The 14,941-nt window shown below is 58.8% G+C and carries 14 protein-coding genes and 5 pseudogenes; 8 read left to right on the forward strand and 11 right to left on the reverse strand.

Annotation, left to right across the window (positions count from 1 at the left end; all coding sequences use genetic code 11):
• Positions 1-156 precede the first annotated feature (156 nt).
• Positions 157-1,113, reverse strand: a complete 957-nt coding sequence (locus tag N1937_RS29350; RefSeq protein WP_260059968.1) for an NmrA/HSCARG family protein — start codon at positions 1,111-1,113, stop codon at positions 157-159.
• Positions 1,114-1,231: 118 nt separating this feature from the next.
• Between N1937_RS29350 and N1937_RS29355 the strand changes: the two genes are divergently transcribed.
• Entirely contained in the window at positions 1,232-2,125 is an 894-nt protein-coding gene (locus tag N1937_RS29355) for a LysR family transcriptional regulator (protein ID WP_260060249.1), read from the forward strand.
• Positions 2,126-2,168: 43 nt separating this feature from the next.
• Here the strand turns inward: N1937_RS29355 and N1937_RS29360 are convergent.
• A pseudogene (locus N1937_RS29360) lies at positions 2,169-2,426 on the reverse strand (hypothetical protein).
• A gap of 363 nt (positions 2,427-2,789) precedes the next feature.
• Here N1937_RS29360 and tnpB point away from each other — a divergent pair.
• From tnpB to N1937_RS29380, 4 genes and pseudogenes are all read left to right on the forward strand, one after another.
• On the forward strand, positions 2,790-2,909 hold the full coding sequence (tnpB, locus tag N1937_RS29365) for an IS66 family insertion sequence element accessory protein TnpB (RefSeq protein WP_260059969.1): 120 nt from the start codon (positions 2,790-2,792) through the stop codon (positions 2,907-2,909).
• A gap of 635 nt (positions 2,910-3,544) precedes the next feature.
• Positions 3,545-4,381 carry a helix-turn-helix transcriptional regulator gene (locus N1937_RS29370; protein WP_260059970.1) on the forward strand — a complete coding sequence of 279 codons (837 nt, stop codon included), beginning with the start codon at positions 3,545-3,547 and terminating at the stop codon, positions 4,379-4,381.
• 116 nt (positions 4,382-4,497) lie between these two features.
• Entirely contained in the window at positions 4,498-5,361 is an 864-nt protein-coding gene (locus N1937_RS29375; RefSeq protein WP_260059971.1) for a class I SAM-dependent methyltransferase, read from the forward strand.
• Between the two features lie 182 nt (positions 5,362-5,543).
• Positions 5,544-5,924 (forward strand): annotated as a pseudogene (locus tag N1937_RS29380) (IS110 family transposase); the annotation flags it as partial.
• A gap of 322 nt (positions 5,925-6,246) precedes the next feature.
• Here the strand turns inward: N1937_RS29380 and N1937_RS29385 are convergent.
• Positions 6,247-6,513: pseudogene (locus tag N1937_RS29385) on the reverse strand (NAD(P)-binding protein); the annotation flags it as partial.
• Positions 6,446-6,664 (reverse strand): annotated as a pseudogene (locus N1937_RS31475) (hypothetical protein); the annotation flags it as partial. The pseudogenes N1937_RS29385 and N1937_RS31475, both read right to left, overlap by 68 nt.
• Positions 6,665-6,666: 2 nt before the next feature.
• Between N1937_RS31475 and ligD the strand changes: the two are divergent.
• Together ligD and N1937_RS29395 are read left to right on the forward strand one after the other, a co-directional pair.
• A pseudogene (ligD, locus tag N1937_RS29390) lies at positions 6,667-7,566 on the forward strand (non-homologous end-joining DNA ligase); the annotation flags it as partial.
• A 139-nt stretch (positions 7,567-7,705) separates the two neighbouring features.
• Complete coding sequence (locus N1937_RS29395) at positions 7,706-8,416, forward strand: SOS response-associated peptidase family protein (RefSeq protein ID WP_260059972.1); 711 nt, start codon at positions 7,706-7,708, stop codon at positions 8,414-8,416.
• 274 nt (positions 8,417-8,690) lie between these two features.
• On the opposite strand, the gene N1937_RS29400 is transcribed toward N1937_RS29395, so the two are convergent.
• Positions 8,691-9,017 carry a hypothetical protein gene (locus N1937_RS29400; protein ID WP_260059973.1) on the reverse strand — a complete coding sequence of 109 codons (327 nt, stop codon included), beginning with the start codon at positions 9,015-9,017 and terminating at the stop codon, positions 8,691-8,693.
• A 533-nt stretch (positions 9,018-9,550) separates the two neighbouring features.
• On the opposite strand from N1937_RS29400, the gene N1937_RS29405 reads away from it, so the two are divergent.
• Entirely contained in the window at positions 9,551-9,877 is a 327-nt protein-coding gene (locus N1937_RS29405; protein WP_260059974.1) for an NIPSNAP family protein, read from the forward strand.
• A gap of 155 nt (positions 9,878-10,032) precedes the next feature.
• On the opposite strand, the gene N1937_RS29410 is transcribed toward N1937_RS29405, so the two are convergent.
• From N1937_RS29410 to N1937_RS29435, 6 genes are all read right to left on the reverse strand, one after another.
• Positions 10,033-10,950, reverse strand: a complete 918-nt coding sequence (locus N1937_RS29410) for an NADP-dependent oxidoreductase (protein ID WP_260059975.1) — start codon at positions 10,948-10,950, stop codon at positions 10,033-10,035.
• Between the two features lie 133 nt (positions 10,951-11,083).
• Positions 11,084-11,551 (reverse strand): DUF3788 domain-containing protein, encoded by a 468-nt coding sequence (locus tag N1937_RS29415; RefSeq protein WP_017969026.1) that lies wholly within the window; start codon positions 11,549-11,551, stop codon positions 11,084-11,086.
• A 39-nt stretch (positions 11,552-11,590) separates the two neighbouring features.
• Positions 11,591-12,334, reverse strand: coding sequence for an FMN-dependent NADH-azoreductase (locus N1937_RS29420; RefSeq protein WP_260059980.1), 744 nt, complete (start codon positions 12,332-12,334; stop codon positions 11,591-11,593).
• Between the two features lie 42 nt (positions 12,335-12,376).
• Complete coding sequence (locus tag N1937_RS29425) at positions 12,377-12,922, reverse strand: carboxymuconolactone decarboxylase family protein (RefSeq protein WP_260059981.1); 546 nt, start codon at positions 12,920-12,922, stop codon at positions 12,377-12,379.
• Between the two features lie 32 nt (positions 12,923-12,954).
• Entirely contained in the window at positions 12,955-13,608 is a 654-nt protein-coding gene (locus N1937_RS29430; protein WP_260059982.1) for a nitroreductase family protein, read from the reverse strand.
• Between the two features lie 95 nt (positions 13,609-13,703).
• Positions 13,704-14,675: an AraC family transcriptional regulator gene (locus tag N1937_RS29435; RefSeq protein ID WP_260059983.1), complete on the reverse strand. Its 972-nt coding sequence runs from the start codon at positions 14,673-14,675 to the stop codon at positions 13,704-13,706.
• Positions 14,676-14,941: the final 266 nt, after the last annotated feature.

Raw genomic sequence — 14,941 nt, forward strand, 5'->3', positions numbered from 1 at the left:
CCAAGCTGCCGTATCAGCCTGCATGCTGCGCCAATCGTTCATATTCAAGCGGTTTCCAGTTGCTTCGTGCCGTCGGTTTCAAGGAGCGCGAAAACGGGCTTGATCAATCCTTCGAGCAGCTCCTTTTCCGGACGCGTGCGTGCCGACCGAGGTCTACTAGCTGAGACCGAAAGCCCTTTTTTCGCCGTCCCAATCGGTCTTGATCAGGAACTGCTCCCAGGTGAGACTGGAGGGATTGATCCGCCTGCTCCACGAGAGATCCCGGTCTTTCCGGAAATAACCATATTCGACCGCGTATTCCGCCATGCCGATGTTCTCTCGAACGAGCTCGGGATTTTCCCCGAACTCCGGAAAATGACGAACCAGCTCATCAGGGGTGTAGGCGGATGCATACACAGCCTTCCGGCCCGTGACACGCTTGAAGGTCTCGATCATCTCGGCCGGTGATAGAACGTCCCCGATGATCGGTAGCGTTTGCCCGGCATAGATGTCGGGATGGTCGAAGATTTCCAGAACGGCTGGCCCTGTCGCCGTCAGCGGATCGACGAAGGGTGCTCGGAAATGCTCCGGCAGATAAATGGGAAAGACGAGCGTGTCGCCCTCCTTGCGCGGCGTATAATATTCGAGAAGGTTGGTGTAGAAGAACGCGAGCTCGACGAATGAGCTGCGAACATGAAGACCCTGGATATAAGCCTTGACGCGCGCCTTGTCCGTGAAATGCGGCGCGAACTTCGACCCTCCGGTGATCTCATCGACGTTTTCCAGCGTGCTGAAGACGATGTGCTCGACACCCGCCTCGACGGCGGCGTCCGCGAGATCCCTACCGATATCGAACTCGTAGGTTGCCGGCGGGGCGACGACTGGGGTCATCAGGAAGGCGCCCTGCGCTCCCCGAAACGCTTTCACAAAATCGCTCCTGTGGTTGATCGCAAGCGGCACGGCGATGAGCTCAGCGCCCTGCTGGGCCAGCTTGAGGGCCGCAGGCGAGTCTGTACGACTTGTCAGCGCACGAACGTGATACCGTCCACTCCCCAACAACGACTCCGTCACGCTCCGGCCCTGCTTGCTCAGGCTGCCTGCGACGACAATGGTAGGCTTTTGATCAATCGACATATTGGATCTCCATTACTAGCCGGAGCAGCCGAACCGGCGCTCCTTGGAAATCAGAATCGCAGCCCATCAGCCATATGTGAAATCGATTGATTTATGCGCTACTATCCAGAATATGGATATGAAGCGCATCGATCTCAACCTCCTCGTCAGTCTCGAAGCTCTGCTTGTCGAGCGCAACGTCACAAGGGCCGCAGCCCGGCTGTATATGAGCCAGCCGGCTCTCAGCGCCCAACTGAACCGCCTTCGCGACCTGTTCAAGGATCCCCTGCTCGTGCCGGCGCATCGTGGCATGGTGCCGACCGCCAAGGCCCTCGAGCTGATCGGACCGCTCAGAGCTTCGCTGGATCAGCTCCGCGGAACCCTCCAGAGCCACGACAGCTTTTCTCCCGCAACAGCCGAACTAACCATCTCGATCGCTTGCACCGACTACGTCGAGGCTGTGGTGGTAGCACCCCTGATCGTGGCGCTGCGCGAAAAGGCGCCCCATATCCGGCTTGCGGTGCACCGCCTTTCGCCGACAAGGTTAGCGCAGCAACTGGGAGATGGCGATGTCGATCTGGCCATCGCCACACCGGATGCCGGGCAGGCTCACCTGCGTACACGGCACCTGTTTGAGGAAAGCTATATTCTGATCGGCCGTCCCGGGCACCCACGGATCGCGGAAGGGGCGACTGCAGCCGGGTTCGCCCGGCTTGAACAGGTGATCGTCTCGCCTTCTGGCGGAGTATTTTCCACGCCGGTGGACGTCACCCTGGAGGCACTCGGTCACTCCCGCGTCACTGTCGCGTCTGCCGCCTCTTTCCTTGTGGTTCCGAGCATTGTCGGCAGCAGCGACCTTGTCGCACTGGTGCCGCGCCGTCTGATGCGGGATCGCTTGGCTGAGGTCGCATGGATAGACGTACCGTGGCTTCCGGAACGGTTCCAGGTAGAGCTCATATGGCATGAGCGGACGCACGGGCACCGGGGTCAGCAATGGATCCGCGACCTGATTCACGATCTTGTCGCTCGCTGACGCGCGCTAACTCGAGGGATAGAGAGATGTCCCGGTCATTCGCTCAATGGCATTCCCTGACTGGAAACATGTCTTCGCCGTATTGATGGAGCCGGTTGTGATGGCGGCGGCACAACCATCGGACCATCAACGGCTCCTCGTATTGATCGTGAGGGGCGTCGACGGATTCGACACCGCAAACTTCACAAGTTTTCCTATCAATCTCGCCTGCCTTTAGGGCTCAATGAACCGCGAGATGGGCTTCGTATTTGCCGGGATTGGCCCGTCGCCAGTTGGCCTGGCGGGTGTCCGTCTTAAGCATGTTTCGCTCCGCTTGATACGCTGTGATCGTTGAATAGCACGGGACTCGCGGCATCTTTTGACTAATCCGCGTCTACCTACGCTTGGCGAAAAAAGCTCTCGCCACCCGACATGGGCTCTGCTCAGAAGGCATCGCTTGTCCGGGCTTCGATTATTGGCTCCTCGGAGAATCCCAGCAACGGCTCGAAGAGGAGCGGTGTCGGGCCGTGCAAAGACGTCGAAATCGTTCTCAGGAACGGCCGCTTGCTCAGGATTGCCGCGGACTTGGATCTCGGGGTGCTGGCGTCGTTGATCGCTTGTGTGGAGGCAGCATGATCGGGCCTTCTGGCAATGTGCGAGTTTATCTGGCCTGCGGTGTGACCGAATGCGGCGTGGCATTGACGGGCTGTCGGCGATGGTGGAAGCGGTGATCAAAGAGGCGCCTGGTTCCGGTGCGATCTTCGACCTCCGCGGAAAACGGGCGGATGGGATCAAGCTTCTGTGATGGGACGGTCAGGGCTTCTGCCTGTTCTACAACACCAACCGCCGCTGCGCGCTGCAGATTATCCTGCACCGTGCTACGCGCGATTCCAACACGACGGCAATCTCACGCGAGCTGGTGCCGCTTGCCGCAAGCCGCAGCATTTGTCGCAAATGTCTCATGGTCAGCCTTCTCTTTGCCGGCATCAAAGCCCCCCTCCTTCATCGCGAAGTGTTGGCAGGGAGAACCGCTTATTCTTTTCGAGCGTCAACCCTGTGATTGTCTCTGAGCGATGTCTAACCGCCCTGATCAGTTTGAAAGGCCGATCAGGTCGGCGGCGTACGGTAACATTCCGGCCTCGACAAGCGTAAAGAGATTAAGGCACCGGATTTTGGGACACTCAGACCTGAGCAATCAGAAGCTCAGAGGCAAAGAGTAGCGGGTGATGCAACAGGAAAGTGACAATTTACATTCCAACACATCAGCGCCTGCATGTCCTCCCTGCCCATGTAACCCATAAGCAAGGCAGCGCTGTGGCACGTGCGCTGCTTGCGCAACTATTCGACTGCAGAAGGAGATAGAGTGTGAGTTCTAGACACAGGAAATCATCCATCGCGCTTCCCGCCCGGCCCGCGGGCACGAAGGAGGAAGCATTCGCGATGCTCCAGGTCGGCGAAGAGATCAAGGTCCTCAGCGCGTCAGCTCCGACGTCGGAATACGGCATTGCTGTCGCACGAGTAAGTTTCAGAAAAGGCACGTTTACGAGCGGCGTGGCGACACATCATATGATCGGTATCGGTTGCTCGTTGCCGACATCGGTAGAACATATGATCGACGGCAAACGTCTCCGACATCACATTACACCGGGATCGTTTTGCCTTTGCCCCGTGCAGGCCTGTCACTCCACCGCTTTCGGCGGCTCGATGTCCGGAATTGTTTTACGGATTTCACCAGAGTGCCTGGCGCTTGCAACGAGCGATCTGCTCGGCCACAACGCCGGCTTGATCGAGCAGCTCAACGGGCGAGATGGTTTCATTGCGCGCGTTGCTCACGTGCTGAAGGCGGAAGCTGCCGCTGGTCATCCGAACGGCACGCTATTCTGGAACGCAGCGACGGATGCTCTTCTTGCGCATCTGGTGCGACAACATCTGGACCAAAGCCCTCCGCCCAATTGCGAGCAGTTGGACTTAAATAGCATCAATCATCTAGATAGCTTCATTCGCGCAAACTTGGCTGAAACGCTTAGTCTGGATAGCCTTGCGGAAATCGTAAGCTGTGGACGATTTCAGTTTGCACGCCTTTTCCAATCGACCATGGGCATCAGTCCTTACAAGTACGTCATTCGCCGCAGACTGGAGACGGCACGAGCGATGATCCAGGCTCGTAAGGTGTCGCTGGCCGAGATATCCGCGGCCACAGGCTTCAGTGACCAAAGCCACATGACAAAGTGGATCAAGCGGGTATACGGCGCCACGCCAACCCAGCTCGCCGGCTAACGTTTCGGATCGACGCGGAAGAATGTCGAGCCTGTGCAAGGATGTACAATACCATCCCCCGCACCAGGCTTAAGGCTGTCGTCATCAAAGACAGGACGTGAGGATTTAAGCGAACTATGGCGACCTACCCCGACACATCAAACACACCGAACTGGCAGGTAAGTGCGCCAGCCATCGACTACATGAGCGACGAGTTTGCGCGGGTCTACGAACTGACCGGCGCCCGGGTTACAGCGCCGATTGCGGTCGAAGCCCTTCGATTGATGGAGCCGGTCCCCTTCCAATCCCGAATTCTCGACATAGGTGCAGGCGCTGGAGCTCTCAGCGTCCCCGCAGCTTTTAGTGGCGTCAGCGTAGTTGCTGTCGATATCGCTCCTGGCATGGTCAGATTGCTATCGGATCGTCTCGCGCCGTTTCCCTTTGCGTCAGCGCATGTCATGAACGGCGAAGACCTACGCCTGCCGGACAACTCATTCGACCTTACGTTCTCAATCTTGGGGATCAGCCTTTTTCGTGATTGGGAAAAGGGGCTGAGCGAAATGCACAGGGTACTGCGGTCCGGCGGCAAAGCATGCATAGCGAGCTGGAAAACGCTACCGGGAGGAGGGCCATTCATGGTGATGGCGAAGGCGTTGCGAACCATATTCCCCGATAGTCCGCCCCCTCCCGCCTCCGATGCTTTTGTGACATTGGCCGATCCGGCGCGGGTTGCGACGGCGATGCAATCTGCCGGATTCACAGATATCAAGGTCGTAGAGTTCGAGACTATCTGGAAAGGATATGGCGGACGTGCCTACCTCGATGCGATGCGGGAGCTCCACACCTACATGGCCCCCTATGCGGCGTTGAATGACGCGGATCGCCAGAAAGTTGATGATGCCGTTCTGGCGATCATCGAGGACTATACCGTCGACAGCATCGTTGAAATTGCGTCACCTGTCTTGCTCGCCATTGCAGGTAAGACATCGCCTCAAGCGTGAACGCTTCGGGCATTTGCCTCGGCTCGATCCCCTCGAAGTCATGTACCTCCCACCTGGGCTAGCGCGCATGCCCGTGCTGTTGATTTGCGCTGAGAACTGATGGAGTGGATGCCCCCTCCCGACGGCATTGCAATGTGCCAGAGTGATGTTCGCCAGAACGTCACTTAGAGGAGAGAGCATCCATGAAGGAAGTTAGCATCGTCGGCCTGGACCTTGCAAAGCGGGTGTTTCAGGTTCATGCCGCGGGAAGCGATGGAGGTGTGGTCTTGCGCAGGAAACTTTCTCGCGGTCAAGTGGTCACCTTCTTTACGGAACTGCCCAAATGCACCGTCGCGATGGAAGCCTGTGCTACAGCGCATTACTGGGCGCGTGAGATCAGCAAACTTGGCCATGATGTTCGCTTGATCCCGCCGGCTTACGTGAAGCCTTTTGTCAAACGACAGAAGAATGATGCGGCCGACGCAGAAGCGATCGTTGAAGCAGCGACCCGGCCGTCGATGCGGTTCGTCGTTCCGAAGACTGAATCCCAGCAGGCCTGCTCCATGCTGTTCCGGACGCGGGAAAATGGCTGTCGAGGAATTCTCGAGGCGTAGTGAGCAGCAATCGTGCGAGACGCCAGATGCCCTCCATGCCGATCGTCCGATATGCCTTCCACAGCACGTTGACTGTGGCAAGCGAGGGCATGGGCGAGCCGAGCAGCGCAAAAATAAGTGGTGCATCGCGGCCGAAATCAGCCAGCATGCGCGTCCATGCCCTCGCGTCGGCCACAGAAAGCGCCTCAATCGCAGCCGTTGTCGTAGTGACGTCGGGCGTGACGCCAAGATGCGTGCCATCGCGGAAGACGCTCGCAAAGCAATGCGACGCGGGAACGAATTCCAAGCCCTCCTCTATAAGCTGGTCACGGTATTTTACAAGGAAAGCAGAGCCTGCGAACATGGATAGGTTCATGGCAGCGAGGTCATGCCTATAGCCGGGTTCTGTCAATTCTTGAGTCTTCACCGCACCGCCGGCTTCGGATGCCGCCTCGACGACAACGAGCTTCCAGCCTTTACGAGCGAGGTGGACACTTGCTGCCAGTCCGGGCTCTCGCGTCGCCGACGATCTGCGCCGGCGCGTAAAAACCCATCGGCTGCGAATTGATGAGCGCCGCACAGAAGGCTTCCGGATAATGGCATTTGATGTAGCTCGACGCATAGGCGATCAACGCGAACGAAGCCGCATGGCTCTCCGGGAAACCATAGGAGCCAAAGCCTTCGAGCTGGGAGAAGGTCTTTTCGGCGAATTCCGGCGTGTAGTAAGATTTTTGGAAACGAATGGAGCTGGGAACTGAAACTGGACGGCTATCGCCTTGCCCTTCACATCGAGCCGCAAGGGATCCGGATCCTCACCCGTGGCGGCCATGACTGGACGCATCGGTTTCCGGCCATAGAGCAGGCCGCCCGAGCGCTCGGGCCGGCGACGATGATCATCGATGGGGAGGCGGTTGTGCTCGACGAAGAGGGCCGGCCGGATTTCGGGCTGCTACAGCAATCGCTGGGCGCATCCGGCAAACAAGCCGGCAACCGGGCGTCGGACGCTGTCTTCTACGCTTTCGATCTTATCTATCTTGATGGCCACGATCTGCGCGGTGTCGAATACCGGTCTCGACGACACCTTCTCGAGGACACCTTGAATGGCCCAACGAGTGATCAGATCGGCGCCGTCAGGCTATCGGAAACTCTCGATGGCGAACCAGCTGTCCTGCTGGAGCATGTCTGCCGCCTCGGGCTGGAAGGCATCGTCGGCAAGCACCTCGACCGGCCCTATCGTTCCGGCCGGACCGGGGACTGGGTGAAAGTCAAATGCATCCAGAGCGAGGCCTTTTTCGTCATCGGCTATGAGAGGTCGACGGCATCCCCTGCCGGCTTCGGCTCGTTGGTGCTCGCGGCGTATCGCGGTGATGAGCTCGTCCACGTCGGAAGCGTCGGCACGGGCTTCAAGGAAGCCGAGGCGATCCGATTGCGGAAGATGCTGGACATGCTGCGATGGAAGCGAAAGCAGCCGCCCCTGCCCTATTCCGGAAATGCCGACATTGTCTGGGTCGAGCCAACGTTGATTGCTGAGATCGAGTTCCGCGCCTGGACGAGCGACGGAAAACTGCGCCATCCGTCCTACAAGGGCTTACGGGAACGGCAGGACAATGCCGACGTCATCCGGCTCGACTAGCGAAATCAGCGCCATACGTTAGATTGTCGTCCATTCGAGCTCGGCGGAGTACATATCTAGCATGTGCAACTTGTATCGCATGGAAGACAAGGACTGGGTCGCGAAATGGGCCTAGGACGCGGAAAGCCTGATCAACCTGATGCCGGTCTACCAGATGAACCCCGATCAGATGGGGCCGATCGTCCGCAACACCGCCGACGGGAAGAAGCAACTGGTCCATGCGCGCTGGGGACTGCCCTCGCCGCGCTTCGCGCTCGAGAAGACGGCCAAAATCAAGGCCGAGAAACTTGCGGCCAAAGGCAAGCCATTCGATCTCGAAGAACTGATCCGCATGGAAGCCGACCGCGGTACGACAAACGTGCGCAAGCTGAATTTTCCGCACTGGAAGCGATGGTTCGGTGTCGAAAACAGATGCCTCGTCCCGGTCACGAGTTTTGCGGAACCGGATCCGGCCAGCCGGCAAGATGGCGGAAACGTGCCGAATGCCTGGTTCGCGCGCGACGAGCAGAAGTCGCTGATGTTCTTTGCCGGTCTCCATGTGCCGCAATGGCTGAGTGTCCGAAAGGTCAGGGACGGCCTGACCACCGATGATCTCTACGGGTTTTTGACCACGGATCCCAACGACCTGGTGAAGCCGATTCACGACAAGGCCATGCCGGTCCTGTTGCGGACGAAGGAAGAGACGGACATCTGGATGCGGGCGCCCTGGGAAGAGGCCAAGGAACTGGCCAAGCCGTTACCCAATGACGCGCTGATCATTTCGTCGCGCGAACCGTACGGATCCACGATCGTGTCCAAATCCGGAGAGCCGGTGGAACAGGGCACTTTGACGCCTGGGCTCAGAGCTTGAATGTATCGGAAAACGAAAAAGCCTGCCGCGGGAGGAGGTGCGGCAGGCTTTTCGAAAGAATTGAACCACGGCTGGGAGGAGGAGGGCCGTTGTTCCGTCAGGCTCCCCTGGGAGGAGGAATGGGTCGCCTGAAACACGAAGCTCTGCGGGAGGAGGTGCATTGCTTCGTTGATCCGAAGATATCAGAGGCTGTCCCGACCGCCAGCGCTCAGATCGCAGTGCAGCCATGCGTTTGTTGCAACGCAATATAACTCCTGTGCTCATTTTTCGGCCATTATGGTCGAGACGCCGCTTTCTCTGTGCTGGGCTCGAAACCGAGAACGAATTCGATCACCTTGGCAGAGGACATTTCGCAGGGGTTCAGTGCCGATCCCCGCCCAGCCAATCGATAGAGGTTGAAGCTGACGATATCTGTTCCGCCAAGCTCCTCGCCATAAAGCCAGGTCCGTTTGCCATCCTGCGACCGCTTGACGGTCACGCCCCATGATCGATTACCAAAATATCCGTCGACATAGCCGTCCGGCAATTTCGCAAGCGCGTCTTCGAACGTCGCCTGAATTGTTGGAGGTGTTTTGCCATTGGCCGTCATGGTGCGAGGCATTCGTCGCAGATCCCGCAGCCATCGTCATCCATGCTTGAGGCCGGACGTAACCTGCGACAGCACGGACACGTCGTTGCATCCGGTGCACACTCTTCATCGCGGTCCGGGGGAAGAATTTCGATACAGACGTTCGACAGGACATCGGCCGCGCTTCGATCCATGCGATGCTCCAGTGTTGGGATACACTAGAGATAGTGAACCTCGAAGGCTGCACAAGCCGGCAGAGATTGCTGTCGGAGATTGGCCAGTGCGGAACCTGTGCCGACCGTCTCAAATTAATTGCCAAGAGCTGCTCTAACCGGCGCATTCTCACGATTAGCTGCCAACACGGCCACCGTGCTCGACGTAACATCATTGCCAATCGGCGCCTAAACACGGGCGATCAGCTTGACAGAAGATTAGCGGCTCGGAGATACCTGCAGGGTCTTTTCTAATAGTGGAAATGACGTTGCTGCAAGTTCTGAGGACATTGTGGACGCGGGGAGCAAGTGCCGAACACATGTCGTTCTGAAGGGACATAAGGAAGCAAGACTGTGATCTATGAGCTTAGAATTTACGACTGCCTGCCCGGCCGATTGCCCGCGCTACTCAACCGCTTTGCCGAACATACGCTGGCAATATGGGACAAGCACGGCATTAAGCAGGCAGGTTTCTTCACCACAATCGTGGGCGAAAGCAGCCACCGTCTCACCTATCTCATCGCCTGGGAATCGCTAGCCGATCGCGAGGTGAAATGGAAAGCGTTCACCACTGATCCTGCATGGATTAAGGCCCGCGACGAGTCAGAGCGCGACGGGCAAATTCTCGACAATATCTCTAACCAGCTGTTGTCGCCGACCGCCTTTTCGGCAGTAAAATAAGACACTACCGATCCCCGCTTGCCGCCAGTCGGAATTTCCACCCGATCGGGTCATCCGCCGAAGCGATGACGAACGGCAGGCTTAGGAAACCGCCAACACTGCCCGTGCAATGCGCACCCCTGGGGGAATCCTTCCAAGGAGTGCGCGTGTCGTGCTCAAGGGAGAACGGAGATGACCGTCTTTCCCGCGCGCCGCTCCGTGGAATTGAAGGTGGCGACCGCATCGTCCAGACTTGAAACCTTGCCGATGTTCGTCAGCAGTCTTCCGTCCCGAACCCGCTGAACGATCGCAGATAGCTGGGCACGATCTGCCTCGACGACGAAGTCAACCGTGAGGCCATCCACAGGTCGAATATCCGTCGGTCCGACGGCTGTCACAAGCGTTCCTCCCGCCCGGATCAGCGCTGCGGACCGTTTCTGAACATCGCCGCCGATAACGTCGAATACCAGATCGACGCCGCCGACGTCTTCCAGGGTGTCGTTTCCAAGATCGACGAATTCATTTGCACCGAAGTCCAGGGCCTTCTGGCGGTCAGCGGCGCGTCCGGTGCCGATGACATAGGCGCCGGCTTCCCGCGCAAGCTGCGTCACGATCGAGCCGACGGCGCCGGCGGCGCCGTGTGCGAGGACGCTCTGCCCCGCCTGAAGGCGGCCATGCTGAAACAGTCCCTGCCATGCGGTCAGGCCAGATATCGGCAGGCTTGCGCCCACCGTGAAGTCGACGCTGCCGGGCAGCGGCGCGAGATTGCGGGCCTCCACAGCGACGTACTCAGCGAGTGTGCCGTCGCGATACCAGTCAGTCAGGCCGAACACCCGCTGACCGATCGACAGCCCCGCGGTGCCATAGCCCAGCGCGGTGATCACACCGGCCAGCTCATGGCCGAGGATCGATGGCGTCCGGTCACGAAAGGTTCGATCGGTCCAGGTCGAAGGCCAATCCAGTTCGGTGTTGACGAAGCCCGCTGCATGGACCTCAACGACGACGTCGTTGATCGCTGCCTGTGGCCTGGGTCGTTCCACCAGCTTCATTCCGGCTGTTCCCGCAGCCTGGTCGGTCACTACGATCGCTTTCATGGGAATTGTCTCCTCAGATATTTGTTGGTTGGATAATTGCAGGCGTGGAAGGTCTTTTCGATCTCTCGCGCGACATGTGATCGGCTTGACGCCTTTCGCGAATATCGAGCGGCGAGCCCGGCTTGTTTCGGCTTCAACTGCGCGGCAGTGGCGGGCGCTTCATTGTCAGAAGTTCCGTCACATCATGCAGATCGTCTGCCGATGAGATGGTAAGCGTCAGCCATTTTCCGTCGATGTATGTTTTGGCTTCATCGTAAAGCTTGACCAGTTCCGGGCGCCAGACATAACGCCGCTCCTCGAACTTCTCTCGCTCTGCTCCGCCCATCACCACGACAGCCGAAAACTGCCGGTATTCCGGCACCAGGGTGGTGAACGCCTTCGTTTTCTTATAGCGCAAGGACCAACCGCGGTTCTTGCCGCCGTAGAGCCAGTCCGGCGCGAAAACTCCCGGATAGAATTCGTCAATCCAGGTCCGCAGTTCGGTCCAATGGCCGAACGCTTCTGCTCCGATCCATTCGCGGACGGCACTGTCATCAGGCGGTGCTGATTTGCCTGTGATCCTGTCGCCGATTTGGGGAAACGTATTGGTAGGTAAAATCATAACGAGACCTCATGTTCACTGTCCGGCGGCGGCCGGAGGTTAAGATGCGGGCGTGCCAAGAACCTGCGGCGCGCGGTCAGAATGCTGCTGGCGACGCTCTCCCGAGCAGAGGGGATCGCGAAACGGTCTGCCAGCGCTCGTAAGCACCGCAGGACGAACGTGGAATTCTCGAAAATGCTCAGCGGCGGTCAGGTCGAGAGCGGCGAGGGCTTTGTCCCTCGCTAACGGCGCCTGGCTCCAATCCAGGAAGGCGGTCCCTCGAAGCGGGAGAAATTGTTGCGTTTTCAGCCCAATGGAGCTGAGTGCCAGCGACAGATAGGGTGTGAGAAAATCCGGCTGGTTGGCTCGCTCACCGGTGAAGAAGCCACCGGAAGCCACGCCGATATAGACCGGTCGGTCCCGGAGCATTCCCACCTTCCCGGCCGGCGTCGACTTCATTGTGCGGCCGACACGCAGGATCTGATCGATCCACGCCTTGAGGACCGAGGGTATCGTCAAATTGTGCATCGGCGTTCCGATGACAATCACATCGGCGGCTTCGACTTCCTGAATAAGCGCTTCGGAAAGATCGAGAGAACCCATCGGCGGGGCGGCCAACATTGCCGGCGACGCCAATGCGGCGGCGTAGAGGGCTTCGGTCTGCGGCAGGGGTTCAGCCCCCAGGTCGCGCCGGGTGACGTTTGCCCCGGGCGCAACCTCAAGAAGCTTTTCGACGATCGCCGCCGAAAGCTGACGGCTGTGCGATCCCTGCCTCGGGCTGCTATCGATATGGAGAATATTCATGTCAATGATCCCAAAGCTTCAAAAGGTTGCGCAGTCGAAGGCTCAGATCGAGCCAGCCGGAGTGACGAGAGGGAAGTCCTTCTCGGGATCGAAGACGTTGTTGAAGAAGTTCGTCAGCGAATACATCGCCACCAGTGCGATGATCTCGATGATGTTGGCGTCGGTGTAGCCGACATCCCGGACCTCTTTCAGGTCGGCGTCGCTGACTTGCCCGCGGGTCTCGACGACCTTGCGTGCAAACTGGACGGCGGCGTCCCGCTTCGGGTCGGTAGCATGACCCTTGCGCGCGAGAATGATGTCATCGGCCGGCAGTTTAGCCATATGTTCAGCGGTGAAGCTGTGAACAGTCAGGCAGTAATTACACCCGTTCACCTCCGAGACGGCAAGGCCGATGCTGTCGCGTGTCTTTACGTCGAGTGCCTTGCTCAGGGAGCCGAGCAGGGTGGCCCAGGCGTTGAACGCGATAGGGCTCTGCGCGAAAGCCGCCATCATGTTGGGCGTGAACCCGATGTTCTTGGTGAACATATCGAGGGTCTGTTTCGATTCCGCCGGCACCTGTTCCGGCGTCAGAACAACGGTTCTGGACATTGTAATCTCCTATTTTTTGATTGGATTGGTAATCAGGCGAAGTCGAGGACGTCGGCCACAGGCATGCGCGGTTTCTGCGGCCAGTTGCCGGCCCGTTCCGGCCCGACGGTCAGCAGCATCACGGGGATTTCGTCTTCGGCGAGGCCGAACTCGAGATGCACCGCGTCTGCGTCGAAACCGATCATCGGTGTCGAACCCAGGCCGAAGGAGCGGGCCGCATAGATGATCGCCGCCGTGCCGAAGGTGGCGGAGCGCACTGCTTCGTCACGCTGGCGTTGCGGCTGATCGTCATACAGACCGCGAGCGGGGATTTCCCATTCCGGCACCAGATGCGCCGGCATGATGCCGGCTTCCACGACCGGAGCCAGACGCGCGGGGATCGTGCTGGCATCGGCCAACTGGCCGACGATGATGAAGGTGACGGCGGCGTCGAGGATCGCGGGTTGCTTCCAGGCGATCGAATGGAGCCGTGCCTTGGCGTCAGGCGAGCGCACGGCGATAAACCGCCAGTTTTGCAGGTGGAACGATGTCGGTGCGGACGTGCCGATCCGCACCAGATCGCGGATCTCATCGTCGCTCAATGTGGCGGCGGTGTCGTAGTACTTGGCAGCACTACGGCTCAGGATGGTTTCGATGACGGCGTTCGTCGGCGTCAGTTCGTTGGCTGCGTTGCTGATGTAGTTCATGGGGTGGCTCCCTCATCAAGTGATTACGGAGCCCAATTTACGGTCGTCAGTGAGAATATCGAGACTGGATTACCTCAATATAATGCGCGAAAGGATCATTCCTCGGAACGCGCCGGCCCGGCATGCGCTTGTCGGCGCCATTCCCCGGGGGTCATTCCCATTCTCTCAGTAAATACACGACGGAATGCCGAGACAGATTGATAGCCGACCGTTTCGGCCACAGCCTCGGTGCTGATTGCTGGCTTCTTTAGCTCGTTGGCGGCCAAACTCATGCGGAGATCGGTCAACAGGTCGAGCGCGGAGCAACCCAGCCTGTCTTGAAAGTGCCGCATGAAGGTGGCGCGCGACATGCCACACAGGTCCGCCAGATCAGGCAGTTTCCATGGCTGGGCCGGATCGGAGAGCATGGCCGCAATTGCCGGAGCCAATCGCGGATGGCCGGCCAGGGCCAACAAGCCTTCGGGGGCTTCCTCGGATTCGCTCGCCGCTCGCAGCACCAGCGTGAACAGGGCCGAAGAAAGCGCGTTGAGAACGGCGCGTCCTCCTGCTCGGTCACCGGCGGACTCCATTCGCATCAGGCCCACCAGACTGGCCAGTTGATTGGCAGCAGATCCGATACCGTCTCTTCCGGGGCTGTCGATCGTCCGGGCCACTAGATTTGTGGGCAGATAATTGCGGATCAGTCGATCATGGGGCGGCGCAATAAAAAACCGTCCGCACAGCAGATCCAGTTGCTCGCCCTGGCCATCGTTTTCGCTGAGCATCCATCCGGCTGAACCCACGCTTTGATGTGTGCGGATTGGTGTTTGCCCACTACCGTCGTGCAGCACATGCGCCGCACCGTGAGGCAGAAACACGATATCTCCGCTCACCAGCTCCCTTGCTGTTCTCGTCTCCGGATCTTCGAAAATAGCTCGGCCCTTGACGATGACGTGGTAGGGAATTTCGTTCGCCGCGGCCCGGCTCCAGGCAACACGCCATGGTGCGCCGTAGGCACAGCGCACCTCGAGCTGACCGGTTACCGTGACGATTTGCAGGAGATGGCTTAACCAATCGACTTCAGACATTGGACCTCAAGAACCGGAAACGAAACATCTTACCGCAATTGTGCGCTCGTTCCACTTACCGGCGTGGCTTGGTCAGCCGATCACAGCTTTCAGGCAAGGCGAGAGTGATGTCACGGCTCAATGGCCTTCGTTCGGCATTGTTTCAGCCGCCATTGCGAAAACCAGCGATGCACGCCTTGAATGGGTACGAACCGCCGACCCGCCATTGTGGGTCGAAATTGTAATCGACCGAATGACTTAGAGCCTGACCGAAAAAGAGTTGAGTG

The organism is Rhizobium sp. WSM4643, assembly GCF_025152745.1.
Classification (GTDB): Bacteria; Pseudomonadota; Alphaproteobacteria; order Rhizobiales; family Rhizobiaceae; genus Rhizobium; species Rhizobium leguminosarum_I.

What these genes read in the sequence shown, in the direction of transcription:
- N1937_RS29350 (WP_260059968.1), bottom strand. Translation starts at nt 1,113, where the DNA reads ATGTCGATTGATCAAAAGCCTACCATTGTCGTCGCAGGCAGCCTGAGC.
- N1937_RS29355 (WP_260060249.1), top strand. Translation starts at nt 1,232, where the DNA reads ATGAAGCGCATCGATCTCAACCTCCTCGTCAGTCTCGAAGCTCTGCTT.
- tnpB (WP_260059969.1), top strand. Translation starts at nt 2,790, where the DNA reads ATGCGGCGTGGCATTGACGGGCTGTCGGCGATGGTGGAAGCGGTGATC.
- N1937_RS29370 (WP_260059970.1), top strand. Translation starts at nt 3,545, where the DNA reads ATGCTCCAGGTCGGCGAAGAGATCAAGGTCCTCAGCGCGTCAGCTCCG.
- N1937_RS29375 (WP_260059971.1), top strand. Translation starts at nt 4,498, where the DNA reads ATGGCGACCTACCCCGACACATCAAACACACCGAACTGGCAGGTAAGT.
- N1937_RS29395 (WP_260059972.1), top strand. Translation starts at nt 7,706, where the DNA reads ATGCCGGTCTACCAGATGAACCCCGATCAGATGGGGCCGATCGTCCGC.
- N1937_RS29400 (WP_260059973.1), bottom strand. Translation starts at nt 9,017, where the DNA reads ATGCCTCGCACCATGACGGCCAATGGCAAAACACCTCCAACAATTCAG.
- N1937_RS29410 (WP_260059975.1), bottom strand. Translation starts at nt 10,950, where the DNA reads ATGAAAGCGATCGTAGTGACCGACCAGGCTGCGGGAACAGCCGGAATG.
- N1937_RS29415 (WP_017969026.1), bottom strand. Translation starts at nt 11,551, where the DNA reads ATGATTTTACCTACCAATACGTTTCCCCAAATCGGCGACAGGATCACA.
- N1937_RS29420 (WP_260059980.1), bottom strand. Translation starts at nt 12,334, where the DNA reads ATGAATATTCTCCATATCGATAGCAGCCCGAGGCAGGGATCGCACAGC.
- N1937_RS29425 (WP_260059981.1), bottom strand. Translation starts at nt 12,922, where the DNA reads ATGTCCAGAACCGTTGTTCTGACGCCGGAACAGGTGCCGGCGGAATCG.
- N1937_RS29430 (WP_260059982.1), bottom strand. Translation starts at nt 13,608, where the DNA reads ATGAACTACATCAGCAACGCAGCCAACGAACTGACGCCGACGAACGCC.
- N1937_RS29435 (WP_260059983.1), bottom strand. Translation starts at nt 14,675, where the DNA reads ATGTCTGAAGTCGATTGGTTAAGCCATCTCCTGCAAATCGTCACGGTA.